Genomic DNA, 13,770 nt, shown 5'->3' with positions numbered 1-13,770 from the left:
ACTTAACATTGATATCGGATACAGGATGTGTAGGATAGGTGGGAGACTGTGATCCAGCTTCGCTAGGAGTTGGTTAGTCAACGTTGAAATACCACCCTTTCTGTATTTGGTGTCTAACTCGACAGAGTCGAGGACATTGTTTGGCGGGTAGTTTGACTGGGGTGGTCGCCTCCAAAAAGGTAACGGAGGCTTTCAAAGGTAAGCTCAGTACGCTTGGTAACCGTACGTGGAGTGCAATAGCATAAGCTTGCTTGACAGTGAGACAGACAAGTCGAGCTGGGTCGAAAGACGGATATAGTGATCCGGTGGTTCTGCATGGAAGGGCCATCGCTCAAAGGATAAAAGGTACGCTGGGGATAACAGGCTGATCTCCCCCAAGAGCTCATATCGACGGGGAGGTTTGGCACCTCGATGTCGGCTCGTCACATCCTGGGGCTGGAGAAGGTCCCAAGGGTTGAGCTGTTCGCTCATTAAAGTGGCACGCGAGCTGGGTTCAGAACGTCGCGAGACAGTTCGGTCCCTATCTGTTGTGGGCGTTGGAAGTTTGAGTGGGGCTGACCTTAGTACGAGAGGACCGGGTTGGACTAACCTCTGGTGAATCTGTTATGCCGCCAGGTGTACTGCAGAGTAGCTACGTTGGGAATAGATAAGCGCTGAAAGCATCTAAGTGCGAAACTAGCCACAAGATGAGACTTCCATTGAGGGTCGTAGGAGACTACTACGTTGATAGGTTACAGGTATAAAGGTGGTGACATCAAAGCCGAGTAATACTAATTGCCCGAAGCTTTCTCATAGCAGGTAATAAGGGTTATACGTAGAACGTTTGACGTAATACGTATAACCAGACAATACAATACTGTTGTTTTCTCGAAATCAATCACTTCTTTCAATAATATGTCATGTTTGTTTTGGACAAAAGATGAATGGAACAAAGATCATGGACAGAATTCCTTACTCCTTGCTCTACTAATCCATACTCCAATAATAAACTATAAAGAAATTCAGGTGCCTATATCGGCGGTGTCTACCTCTTCCCATTCCGAACAGAGAAGTCAAGCCCGCCAGAGCCGATGGTACTGCGGTAAAACGTGGGAGAGTAGGTCGGTGCCAAACCTTATCATCCAGAAAGGATGTAAAACTTAAAGCCTCAGTATAGCACTGAGGCTTTTTTGCGTTTAACACCTTTCCACTTTCCATCACCACCACCCCTGCACGTCCACACCCCCCAACCGTTCACGTTCATACCGCCGTGAACGCTCATGAACACCGGTGAACAACTGATAAACAGATGGTTATAAATGCTGGTAAAATCCAGAACGAATGGGGCAATACACTTATTAAATGTGAAGTTGAAAGCTTGCTGAAATCTCAAGTTAAATGCCTTTTAGTGCCGACTAAAAAAGAAGTATCCAGATAGATGGGATAAGAGACAGCTATAGGTACAGCCGGCTGGTCAGTTTTCTTACTCTGAAGCGTAATAATACATTATAACCTTTATACAGACTTTGTCATATAAAGATTTTAGTATTGAGAGCATCGCTTACTATTGTATATACAAAAGAGCCTTACGAAGCGTCTTCTGCTATTCTTAAAAAAACAAGCTTTATGATTTTAAAGCTTCATATATTTCTGCACTCAGTAACCCACTTCCACCACCATAGTGTTGTATTATCTTAACGTTGGGTCTGATGGACTTAAAATAATTGCCTAATGCCTTTTCTGAAGCTTCATCAATGCCTCCGCCAAGTAATACAAGTGCAAATTCCTGCGCATTGAATAAAGCAACAGCTTCTTCGTCGCTAATACACCCGGTGGCATTCCATTCTGTATTACTATTTACCAGGCGAACTACAGTGCGTAGTATCTCAGGGTGCCTACCTATCACTAATATCTGTGCTTGGTTCATGGTTAAATGTTTAATTGAGTTCATTTTTGCCATGCCCCCATCCCTGCATCATCAGGCAGAGAGGGGACCGGCAAATCACATCACTCATCATCAAAAAGATCTTAAAATTTCATGGGTACATCAATCAGCAAAAATTCAGCTTCGCTGTTTGCCTTAATAGTAAATTGATCGGTATCCCAAATGCCCAACGCGTCGCGGCTGTTCAGTACTTGTCCGTTTATTTCAACTTCGCCATTTAAAATGAAGGCATAAACGCCGTTACCTTGTTTTTTAATTTTGTATTCAGTTGTAATGTCTTTATCAAATTTACCTAAGTGAAACCAGGCATCCTGATGGATCCAAACACCAGCATCATCAGCATTTGGCGATAATACTTGTTGCAGTTTGTTATGTCTGTCTTCTAAATTCAACGTAAGCTGATCGTACCGTGGCTGAACATTTCGTTTGTTCGGATATATCCATATCTGCAAAAACTTTACATCGCTGGCCTCATCGCTATTGTATTCACTGTGGTAAATTCCTGTGCCCGCACTCATCACCTGTATATCGCCATTTTTTATTACGGCCATATTATTCATACTATCTCTGTGTTCCAGATCACCTTCTAAGGGGATGGATATGATCTCCATATTGTCATGCGGGTGTTCACCAAAGCCCATTCCGCCGTCTACGGTATCATCATTCAATACACGCAGAGCGCCAAAATTCATTCTATCAGGGTTGTAATATCCTGCAAAACTAAATGATTGATAGCTGCTTAGCCACCCGTGATTAGCGTGACCTCGGGTTTCGGCCTTATGTAAAATGGTTTGTGCCATGTTGTTATTTTTTTATTTATATAACAAATTTACGGCAGCAAAAGCGATGGGCACTTGATGTACATTAAGAAATGAAAGGACACGAATTACACGAATAAAGTATCTCAAATTACACAGATGTTATTAACGCCTTTTGATCATTTCGCCGCGCATCCGGCTAAAAAATTCGGGTGTTACACCAATGTATGAGGCTATTTGCTTTTGTGGAAGATGATCTATGAGTGTTGGGTATCGTTTACAAAAATTATTATACCGTTCCTCTGCCGTAAGGCTAAGCCCGTCGATTAATCTTTGCTGGCTGGATACCAAGGAGTTTTCAATAAGAATCCTGAAAAAATGTTCAAATTTGGGTATTTCGAGGTATAGCTTTTCCTGATTAACTTTTGACAGCAACAAAACTTCAGTATCCTCAAGAGCCTCAATATTCAGGATACCGGGCTTTTGTGAAATCAGACTGTACATATCTGCTATCCACCAATCTGGCGGGGCAAAGCTTAGTACATGTTCAATACCGCTTTTATCAACCGTGTATCCTCTTAAACAGCCTGCGGTAACAAATATGGAATGCTTAGATATGTCGCCATCGGTAAGCAAAAACTGTTTGCGTTTTATTGTTTTTGCCTGGAGGTAACCAATAAATACTTCCTGCTCATGTTTGGTAAGATTAATGTGTTTGGCTATATTTTGAAGTATGAGGTTAAATGACATATGCAAAAATGAGTTTTATTTACTTTATAAATAATAGCAGCGGTAATTATTCTTTTTAAGGATGATGTTTCTTTTTAATAAAATGTAAATTAGCTTTCAGTAAACCTGTAAATGTGCCTCTGCTAATATCATTGAATTTATTGATGCCAAAATAAAGGTATGTTATGCTCATAAAGCAGGATTTATAAATTAAAAAATATCAATATGATTGTGAATGCCTGAAGCCCTGATTGCGAAGGTATTTTGCATATTAAACCTAAAGTGCATTTCCAATTAAATGTATTTAAGTATTAAATAGGTAACCTTATGATGAAGAATTATGCTTTAGTGCTTTGGATGTTTGTTTTTATGGCATCACCTGCATTGGCACAGCAAAAATTTAATGGGCTTGATGTAAATCTGGGTAATATTTACCGTGTGTCTGATGCCAAAACCAGATCTATCAGTCCTGAAAATTTTAACGGTGAAAAGGGAAAAGGCGGAATGGCTACTACCGGCACAGGAGCTAATGCCTCGCGCGATCTGGGACAAACCTGGAAAGTAAGCCCAAGTGTAATTATTAAAAAAGGAACTACTTATACCATTGCCGAAATTGATGGCCCTGGCGCTATACAACATATCTGGATGACGCCTACGGGAAACTGGCGCTATTCTATACTTCGTTTTTACTGGGATGATGAAACCAGCCCTTCTGTAGAAGTACCTGTTGGCGATTTTTTTGGCATGGGCTGGGGTAAATACGCGCCCTTACAATCATTGGCTGTCGCGGTTAATCCGGGAAGCGCATTTAACTGTTACTGGCCTATGCCGTTTCGGAAAAAGTGCCGCATAACGATGGAGAACATTGATGATAAAGATATGGTGCTGTATTACCAGGTTGATTATACGCTTACCCAGGTTCCTGACGATGCTGGTTATTTTCATGCGCAATTCAGGAGGGTTAACCCTTTACCTTATAAAAAGGATTTTGTTTTGGTGGATAGCATTCAGGGTAAAGGACAATACGTGGGTACTTACCTGGCTTATGGTTCCAACAAAAATGGCTGGTGGGGCGAAGGCGAGATCAAGTTTTTTATGGATGGTGATACCAAGTTCCCTACCATAAACGGCACAGGTACCGAAGATTATTTTTGCGGATCATATGATTTTGATACCCATCATAAAGATGCTAACGGTAAAGAAGAAGAGAAAACAGAATACACCGAATTTTGCAGTCCTTACAGCGGCCTTCATCAGGTAATTCGTGGTGATGGGCATTATAACATAGCACAGCGTTTTGGCCTATACCGCTGGCACATTACAGACCCTATACGGTTTGAAAAAAGCCTGAAAGTTACCATACAGGCATTGGGCTGGCGGCATGATGGCCGATATATGCCTCTTCAGGATGATATTGCCTCAACTGTGTTTTGGTACCAGACCGGCCCGCATGGCCCTTTCCCAAAACTCCCCTCACGTGATCAACTGGAAGTTAATTAATTGCTGAATATAAATCTACCTGATGAAACTGTACAAAATAGCTAAAGGCATTTTACTTGAACATAACAACGCTACCTACATTATTGATGATGAATGGGACAGTCTGATCAATCGTGATAATTTGGCCGGGTATCTGCAGCAGATTTCTGCCGATACTACGCCTGTAAGCGATGAGGTAAGAGCCGAGTTTTTAAATAGAGATCTGTTAGCCCCGATAGGTAGCCAGGAAGTTTGGGCAGCAGGTGTTACTTACCTGAAGAGCAGGGATGCGCGGATGGAAGAATCAGAAACATCGGGCGGGGCCAGTTTATATGATAAGGTATACGATGCCCCACGGCCTGAACTATTCTTCAAAGCCATGCCGCATCGTGTGGCGGCGCCAGGTCAGGAAGTTTATATCCGTAAAGATTCAGAATGGAATGTGCCCGAGCCTGAACTTACCCTGTTCATCAATTCAAAAGGGGATATTCAAGGCTATACTATTGGTAACGATATGAGCTCGCGCAGTATTGAGGGCGAAAATGCCCTGTATCTGCCGCAGGCTAAAATATATGAACGAAGCGCTGCCCTTGGCCCATGTTTGCTGGTATCGCCCACACCTATAGCAAGTGAATCGGTCATTAAAATGATCATCAAGCGTAATAATGAAACTGTTTATGAAGATGCTACAACCGTATCGCGCATTAAACGCTCATTTACCGAACTGGCCGGTTATTTATACAGCGAGTGTGATTTTCCGGTGGGGTGTTTTTTAATGACGGGAACTTGTTTGGTTCCCCCCGCCACTTTTACGCTTCAAAAAGGCGATGTGGTAGAGATCACCATCGACGGAATAGGTACGCTGGTTAACACGATTGGTCTGAATCCGAAACATCAATAACAAGAACATGAGAACGGTTACAACTTTAGTTTTTGCAATAATAGTGACAACCGTTTTTAACGCATGTAACACAAAAATGGAATCAGCCACTAAAGGTACTTTTGGTTACGATCTGGAATTTTTAAAAGCCAGGGACAGTATTGTTGTTTTGAAAAGCAAGGATGGGAATGGGCAGATCATTGTTTCGCCTAAATACCAGGCTAAGGTTTTTACTTCAACGGCTGATGGCCTGAAAGGCAAAAGTTTCGGTTGGATCAAATACGAAACCTTTGATGCCGCGCATCCTGATGAGCATATGAACGCTTACGGTGGCGAAGACAGGCTATGGCTTGGCCCTGAAGGCGGCAGGTTTTCCCTGTTTTTTAAGCCAGGCACCAAAATGGAGTTTGAAAACTGGCATACCCCGGCGGCCGTTGACAATGAACGCTGGGATCTGGTTTCGGCAACAGCTACAAAAGTATTACTAAGTAAAACCACACAACTGCAAAACTATGTGGGTACCAAACTGTCAGTAAAGTTAGAACGGGATATTGAAATACTGGAACCAGGTTTTATACAACAGGCTTTAGGAATTGAACTGGATACTAAAATAAAATCGGTAGGCTTTAGCACCCAAAACAAAATCACAAATACGGGAGATAACACCTGGGATAAAACCAGCGGTGCACCTTGCCTATGGAACCTGGATATGTTTACTCCAACACCTAAAACGGTAATTGTTGTGCCTTACCAGGAAACAGCCACGGGTAAAATAGCCACGACTAACTATTTTGGTGAAATAGCTAAAGATAGAATAGCCTACAAAAATGGTGTTTTACTATTTAAAGCCGATGGTAAATCACGAGGTAAGTTGGGCATTCCGCCAAACCGGGCTAAAAATATGGTAGGTAGTTACGATGCCGATAACAAAGTATTAACCATTACCCTTTTTACTGTTGATAGCAAGGCCGACTATTTAAACCAGGAATGGAAACCCGATACCGAGCCATTTACAGGCGATGCCGTTAATGCTTATAACGACGGGCCATTGGCTAACGGAAGCCAAATGGGACCTTTTTATGAACTGGAAAGCGTATCACCAGCGGCATTTTTAAAACCCGGCGAAAGCTTATCGCATCAGCATAGCGTATTCCACTTTACAGGCGAGGAAGAAGCCCTTAACAAAATAGCGGTCAAAACGTTGGGTATTTCGCTGCAGGATATTACAACAACATTTAAATAAATTATAAAACCTAATTATAAACTAATTACCAACACTCTCAATGGCCAAAGACAAAAATCTGTTTGCAATAGCGCTTATCACCTCCCTGTTCTTTATCTGGGGCTTTGCATTAAACCTTAACCCAATATTAATACCTCACTTAAAAAAGGCTTGTCAATTAAGTGACCTGCAATCATCCCTGGTTGATTCAGCTTCCTATATCGCTTATTTTTTATTGCCTATACCCGCTGCGCAATTCATGAAACGCTATGGTTACAAAGGCGGGATATTATTAGGTTTAGTACTTGTTTCGGCAGGGGCATTTCTGTTTTATCCGGCATCAATAGTCAGAAATTACGCTTTTTTCCTTGGGGCATTATTCATTATATTTTCGGGTGCCGCCTTTTTGGAAACAGCGGCCAATCCGTACATCACGGTGTTAGGCGATCCTAAAGGTGCTACGCAACGAATCAATTTTGCACAGATGTTCAACGGATTTTCAGCTGTGTCCGCAGCGTATATAGGCGGAAATGTTATTTTATCAGGTAAAACACTAACATCGACACAGGAGTCGGCCATGTCTGCAGATCAGTTGAACACCTATCTGCTCAAGGAAGCCTCATCGGTACAGATGCCCTTTATAGTTATTGGCATCGTAGTGCTAATTGTGGCTATACTTTTATACCGTACCCATCTACCTCAAATAGTTGAGGAGGGAGAGGGTATGGAACTGCATGAGAGTTTGCCGTTACTACAAAGAATAGGGAACTTGTTTAAAGAAAAAAATTTGAGATTTGGTGCTATTGCTCAGTTTTTTTATGTAGGTGCGCAGGCTTGCGTAAGTAGTTTTTTTATCCGTTTTTCTGAGCGTGTTGCAGGGATGGATGAAAAGTTAGCAGCAATTTATTTATCGGCAGCACTTTTTGCTTTTTTTGCCGGCCGAATGGTGGGGACATTTTTGATGACCTTTATTAATCCGGTAAGGTTGCTGGCTATTTACGGTATTACCAATGTAGCCCTGATTGTGCTTTCGGTTTTTCTGCATGGCAAGTTCCCGGTTTTCGCGCTTATAGCGGTGGAATTTTTTATGTCGATCATGTTCCCGACCATATTCTCGTTAAGTATCCGTGGCTTGGGTTCAAAAACTAAAGAGGGGTCATCATTAGTGATCATGGCTATTGTGGGTGGCGCGGTTTTCCCGCCGATTATGGGCCGTGTGTCCGATCTTACCAACATACAAATAGCTTACCTGGTGCCGGCAGCATGTTTCCTGTTTGTATTTTATTTTGCCATTAGGAACCTGAAAGTAAAAGAAGTGAAACTTTCTGTTTCGCATTAATAAGTAATGAATAATTATAACATATAACAATGAATTTAGAACTCACAGATAAAGTAATTATAGTGACCGGCGGCGCAAAAGGCATTGGGGAAGGCATTGTAAAAGTACTGGCCAGCGAGGGTGCCATACCCGTAATTGTGGGCCGTGTGGAGGCCGATAACCTTAAAGTGGTACACGCGATAGAGGCAACTGGAGGTAAAGCCTTCCAGGTTGTAGCCGAACTTACCGACCCCAAAGCATGTGAAAACGCCGTAAAGGCTGTTGTTGCTCAATTTGGCCGTATAGAAGGGCTGGTAAATAATGCAGGTGTTAATGATGGTGTAGGTTTGGAGAGCGGCGATTATGAAAGCTTTATGGCATCGTTACATAAAAACGTAGTGCATTACTTTTTAATGGCGCACCATGCTTTGCCTGAACTAAAAAAATCAAAGGGGGCTATATTAAACATTACCTCCAAAACAGCGGATACCGGCCAAGGGCATACTTCGGGCTATGCGGCATCAAATGGCGGTCGTAATGCCCTGACCCGTGAATGGGCAGTTGAATTATTAAAATATGGTGTACGTGTAAACGCTATTGTAGTAGCCGAATGCTGGACCCCGCTTTATGCCAACTGGATAAAAACACTGAGCGATCCGGATGCCAAACTGCGCGAAATTGAATCAAAAATACCGCTGGGCAACCGTATGACCACATGTGAAGAAATTGCCAATAGTGCAGCCTTCCTGTTATCGCCAAGATCGAGCCACACCACGGGTCAACTGATTTATGTTGACGGTGGTTATGTGCATTTAGACAGGGCATTAGCTAACGCTTAAGGGTTTTAATAAATACAAAAGCCGTACCCTTAGGGTATGGCTTTTGTATTTGTACATGATCCAGATTACGGCAACCTACATCATAAATGCTTTAAGGTATTTTTGCGCGTATTCGCCCCAGTTTTTCATGACCGATGTAAGAGTGGTATAAAGCGACTTGTTATTTACCGGTTTACCCTTTTTGGGGGCTGCCAATGCTTTTTCTTCAATAGGTATATCCTCAACCTTGGTAGCAAACCAGGTCACGTTTTCATGTGGCAGCGCTACCCCAAGAATCATACCCGGTAAGCCGTTAAAAAACTCAGGACCTCCGGTAACCGGTATCTCGTCTGTATAAAAGGCAACTACATAAATAGAGTCAAGTATCAGCGCATTGGCCCTGCGGCAGGTGTAGCCAGCTATATCGCGTGTTTCGCTGGTAATTTTCCAGTTAATTTTGCGGGTACTGTCCTTAACCAAAAATGTTTCTTCAAATACCTTTTTCTGATCAATAATGGTATTGGTTGTTAAATCAGTATAAATAGTATTTACCTGGTTAGCCATAGGGCTGTCGCCAAAAAAGCCGTTAGGTTGTGTTTCGGGCTCAATAGGAGTAAATAAGGTTTTGCTGTTATCAAAATTAAGGGTGCTCTTTAATACCTTAAATTGTTTTTGCGTTTTTTTATAAGAATCAAATGCCGGCCTTAAAAAGCTTTCATTATCCTTGGTGATCTGCTTTTGAAACAGGGCATACATGTTAATGGTTTTTTCAAACGTAATAGTGCCATGCTCGGTAAAGTGCTTGTTTTGGGCAAACAGCTGGTTGTTGCAGAGCATCAGCAAGAGGGTGATTGATAAGCAGGTGTATTTCATGATAATTATTTTTTAGGAGCACCTCCACCCATGTGATTAAAATCCCACACGAGGGAAAGCATAAAATATCTTTTAATAGTAGTATAGCGTTCCTGGGTTAGAATATTGGCTGATCCGGTACGGTTGTATCCGGTATTCTGGTTTAAAAGGTCATTGCCCGATACGATGATCTTTAAACCCTCATCCTTCATAAAGGATTTGGTAATGCTGGCATTTAAAGTGGTACGCCTGAAATCTTCATTAAAAGATTGCGTGGCGGCATTATATTGGTAGTTTGCATCAGTACCGATCCTGAATTTAGCCGGCAGGTATAGGCCAAGGCCACCGTAAGCATTAAACCCGCGTCCGTTGTTATTGATATTCTTTTGTAATGATGAAGAGTTTACGGTATAAGTTGGCCCGGCGCCAGCCCAAAATTCATATTTCTTTTGTTTGTATTTTGACAACCGCAGGCTTGCAGAGTAGGTGTTGGCTTTAGTTTCGTTAAGCTGATTATTGGTAAGGTTAAAGTAGGTGCTGCCATTCATGTTTAAGCCAATACCTGCATTAATATCAACTTTAGGTATCTTTTGATCAAACCCGCCATAAAAATACATGTTGGAAGTTTGGTGCCCTTTAAGATTTGATGATTGATAGGTACTTACCCCTGCCGAATCTGTTGTTACGTTATTTACAATGGGGTTAATAATACGGGCGTACGAACCACCCATGTAGATGGACTGCCCGCTGATTACTTTGTAAGAGTTATAGTTTATGCTGATGCGATTTGTAAACGAAGGTTTAAGAGCAGGATTACCCAGTGTAATATTTAACGGATCGGTATTTACCCTAACCGGCTGTATCTGATCAATATTGGGTTGCTGGGTACTACCATTATAGTTTATCCGGAATACTTGCTGCTGCGAAAACTTATACATAAAGCTGGCTTGTGGGTACCAGTTTGTAAAATTACGGCTTAAGGTATTGTTCGTGAACTCATCAATTTGCTTAAAGTTTACAGCTGATACTTTACTACCAAAAGTGATAATGGTCTTCTTTTTCTTGTAATTGAAAATAGCCCCAAACTGATTTGATAATTGGTTAAGCTTAAAGTTATTGCTGAGGCTGCTATCCAGCATAGTATATTGGCCGTTGCCCGAGTTGTCAAACGAGCGCCTGTCTGAACGGCCGTTATTAATATTAAGGCCATAATTGAAAAGCACCGATAAATCTTTGGTAATAGGCTCAGAATAGGTGATGTTGGTATTGAGAATAGAGCTTCTGCTTAAGCCGGTTTTATATTGATCAATTTTTTGAGCACTATCAGGCGTACCTTGCTTGTTGTAATAATCAATCTCTGATTTTAAGAAGCCGTTTGATTTACTCTCATTATAAGCTTCTGTAATATTTACCGAAAAACTTCGGCCTGTTTTTTTGAATTTTTTGGTGTAAAGTACACTGGCATTCAAAATCTTCTGCTCGCCATTATTGGTGGTGCTGCGCCTGTTATTATTAAGTAATGAACTATCCTGCCTCAGGCTGGTTGTGTTATAATCACTATTGGTTACGGTACTTTTGGTAGTACCATCAATCATGAATTTCAGGTTTGATGAGGTATCTAATTTAAGCTGATAGGTAGCATCAAGCTTTTGCCTGAAAATATGGTTATGAAAAGTTTGATCGCTATTGCTGTTAAAAAAGGATCCAGGAAGATTGTTTTGAGTTTGTGTATTCCGGGTTCCATCCACATTTAATGAACCTATTTTATAATTGGTATTTATTGATTCCTTATCGCTATTCCATTTGGTATCATAGTGCAAACCGCCGGTTCTGGCCAGTGGTATACCCTGCCCGTTATACTGCCCGCTAAATGAATCGAGCCCATCATCTCCACCACCACCGTAAAAATATACTTCGCCTCCATCGCCAAATTCCACGTTTCCGGCACTTCCGTATTTGGAATTATCCTGCCAGCCTAAGCCTGTTTTACCGGTATTGCCAATAGTACCATAAGCCGAAAACTTTTGTTTACCCATAAAGCGGTTAAACATGATCTGTTCCTGATAATATTTATCTGTACCACCTTCTGCGTCTATTTTACCAAAATAGCCGTTCTTTTTGTCTTCCTTTAGTTTAATGTTGATGGTTTTATTTTTAACCCCATCATCAATCCCGGTAAATGATGCCTGGTCACTCTTTTTATCATACAGCTGTACTTTATCAACCATATCGGCACGCAGGTTTTTGGTAACAAGAGTTGGGTCATCGCCAAAAAACTCTTCACCATCAACCAGTACTTTATTTACGGCTTGGCCTTGAGCGGTAATTTTACCATCCTTGTCAACTTGTATGCCGGGTAGCTGTTTAAGCAAATCTTCAACTTTGTCGTTTGGCTGTACAGTAAAAGCAGCGGCATTAAATTCGGTGGTATCGCCTTTTATTTTAACAGCCGCCACTTTGGCTTTCACTATAACTTCGGCAAGTAATTGCGTTTTCAATATCATTTTAATGCGGCCAAAATCATGGGTGGTATGCGCAGAGTCAAGTGTAAAGCGGTCTACATAATCCGCATATCCGGGATAAGTAGCTAATAAGATGAATTTCCCTTTCTTTAGATTATTTAAAGCGAAACTGCCATCATGTACCCGGGTAAATTTTTGAAGGATAGAATCTTTTGCATTTAATACACTAATAGTAGTGTTAGTAAGTTTGGAATTTGAAGCGGTATCGGCAACCGAGCCTTTGATAGAATAATTACTTTGCGCCAGTACCGAAACCGTACTTAGGCAAAGTATTATTAATGCAGGAAATGTGATTTTCATAAGGTTATTTGTGCTTACAAGGTATAACTAAAACTTTAGTGTTCAAAGATATTTAACATTTTAATCTGTTATTTTAACATTTAATAATTGTTAAATATTTGCAACTATCTGTTTTTTAATTGTTTGAGATGGATTTGCAAAACTTGTATTTTAAAATTCTCAGAGATTGAGGTCCTAATATGGGCTTTAGGATAATATTCTGTTAAATAATTACTCCGGGAAAAAAATATCAGAATAATATAATCACTTAATAAGATGAGTAAGTGGTATTACTTGTAACGAAACATTTATAGGATAAATCAGGTACGTATTTACAGGCGAATGGAAAATGATTTTTGGTAATGCATAGCATCCATAAAAACTGGCTTCAGCTATGCTCTTTAGCCATTCATTACTTTAAAAAAGTATAATTTAGCAGTGTTTTTGAATAAACATTCCTTGTTTGTACCCTGTAAACCTGCGCCCCGTGATGATAAGAAAAAGTAAAGTTTTAATACTGAATTTAAAGGTATATAAGATACTATTGCTTTTTACTACGATGTTAACAATACAAAGAAGCAGTGCCCAGGGACTGATGTTTAACTCAAACGATAGTTTGATGGATGAACGCACTTCTTATACCGTGTTCAGTAAAGATATCCCTACATTTTACGACCATTTAAAAATGGATTTCGATCTGTCGTTATGGGATAATGAGCATCTGGGTTACGTATTTAACATTATTGATGACAAGAACAATTCTTACAGTTTAACCTACATTTATAACTATAACGGACTACCCACCTTAAATTTTAATATAGATAGTAAAAGCAACAAGATCAAAATACCGCTCAGCTTGTCGCAATTAAATAAACAAACCTGGGTAAATATTAAGGTTGATATTAATTTACTTGCCAATACGGTAGCATTTTATGTAAATGGCAAATGGTACAAGGCCAATGGATTTGGATTTGACAGACAAATAAAAC

Annotated in this window: 12 protein-coding genes and 2 rRNA genes; 8 read left to right on the top strand and 6 right to left on the bottom strand. The window is 40.7% G+C overall.

Annotated features, from left to right (window positions below):
* Positions 1-794, top strand: a 23S ribosomal RNA gene (locus AAGC65_RS15095); the annotation flags it as partial.
* A gap of 207 nt (positions 795-1,001) precedes the next feature.
* A 5S ribosomal RNA gene (gene rrf, locus AAGC65_RS15090) occupies positions 1,002-1,113 on the top strand.
* Positions 1,114-1,147: 34 nt separating this feature from the next.
* Here rrf and AAGC65_RS15085 read toward each other — a convergent pair.
* From AAGC65_RS15085 to AAGC65_RS15070, 4 genes are all read right to left on the bottom strand, one after another.
* Positions 1,148-1,372 carry a hypothetical protein gene (locus AAGC65_RS15085; protein ID WP_343113290.1) on the bottom strand — a complete coding sequence of 75 codons (225 nt, stop codon included), beginning with the start codon at positions 1,370-1,372 and terminating at the stop codon, positions 1,148-1,150.
* Positions 1,373-1,603: 231 nt separating this feature from the next.
* Positions 1,604-1,906: a hypothetical protein gene (locus AAGC65_RS15080; RefSeq protein WP_343113289.1), complete on the bottom strand. Its 303-nt coding sequence runs from the start codon at positions 1,904-1,906 to the stop codon at positions 1,604-1,606.
* Positions 1,907-2,007: 101 nt separating this feature from the next.
* A complete protein-coding gene (locus AAGC65_RS15075) occupies positions 2,008-2,724 on the bottom strand; it encodes a pirin family protein (RefSeq protein WP_343113288.1) in 717 nt (238 codons plus the stop codon).
* A gap of 123 nt (positions 2,725-2,847) precedes the next feature.
* On the bottom strand, positions 2,848-3,432 hold the full coding sequence (locus AAGC65_RS15070) for a Crp/Fnr family transcriptional regulator (protein WP_343113287.1): 585 nt from the start codon (positions 3,430-3,432) through the stop codon (positions 2,848-2,850).
* 306 nt (positions 3,433-3,738) lie between these two features.
* Between AAGC65_RS15070 and AAGC65_RS15065 the strand changes: the two genes are divergently transcribed.
* The 5 genes from AAGC65_RS15065 (at position 3,739) to AAGC65_RS15045 (ending at position 9,149) form a co-directional block, all read left to right on the top strand.
* Positions 3,739-4,911, top strand: a complete 1,173-nt coding sequence (locus tag AAGC65_RS15065; RefSeq protein ID WP_343113286.1) for a glycoside hydrolase family 172 protein — start codon at positions 3,739-3,741, stop codon at positions 4,909-4,911.
* Between the two features lie 22 nt (positions 4,912-4,933).
* Positions 4,934-5,791, top strand: coding sequence for a fumarylacetoacetate hydrolase family protein (locus AAGC65_RS15060; protein ID WP_343113285.1), 858 nt, complete (start codon positions 4,934-4,936; stop codon positions 5,789-5,791).
* Positions 5,792-5,867: 76 nt separating this feature from the next.
* Positions 5,868-7,013: a DUF6786 family protein gene (locus AAGC65_RS15055; protein WP_343113284.1), complete on the top strand. Its 1,146-nt coding sequence runs from the start codon at positions 5,868-5,870 to the stop codon at positions 7,011-7,013.
* Between the two features lie 40 nt (positions 7,014-7,053).
* Entirely contained in the window at positions 7,054-8,331 is a 1,278-nt protein-coding gene (fucP, locus tag AAGC65_RS15050) for an L-fucose:H+ symporter permease (protein WP_343113283.1), read from the top strand.
* Between the two features lie 29 nt (positions 8,332-8,360).
* A complete protein-coding gene (locus AAGC65_RS15045) occupies positions 8,361-9,149 on the top strand; it encodes an SDR family oxidoreductase (RefSeq protein ID WP_343113282.1) in 789 nt (262 codons plus the stop codon).
* Positions 9,150-9,224: 75 nt separating this feature from the next.
* Here the strand turns inward: AAGC65_RS15045 and AAGC65_RS15040 are convergent, their stop codons facing one another.
* Positions 9,225-10,001, bottom strand: a complete 777-nt coding sequence (locus tag AAGC65_RS15040) for a GLPGLI family protein (protein ID WP_343113281.1) — start codon at positions 9,999-10,001, stop codon at positions 9,225-9,227.
* A gap of 5 nt (positions 10,002-10,006) precedes the next feature.
* A complete protein-coding gene (locus AAGC65_RS15035; protein WP_343113280.1) occupies positions 10,007-12,802 on the bottom strand; it encodes a TonB-dependent receptor family protein in 2,796 nt (931 codons plus the stop codon).
* A 538-nt stretch (positions 12,803-13,340) separates the two neighbouring features.
* Here AAGC65_RS15035 and AAGC65_RS15030 point away from each other — a divergent pair.
* A partial coding sequence (locus AAGC65_RS15030) for a hypothetical protein (protein WP_343113279.1) occupies positions 13,341-13,770 on the top strand: 430 nt, incomplete at its 3' end.

The sequence above is a fragment of the Mucilaginibacter sp. genome, assembly GCF_039207105.1.
Taxonomy (GTDB): domain Bacteria; phylum Bacteroidota; class Bacteroidia; order Sphingobacteriales; family Sphingobacteriaceae; genus Mucilaginibacter.
The sequence above is the reverse complement of the archived record's forward strand: the minus strand, read 5'-3'. Positions and strand labels throughout refer to the sequence as shown.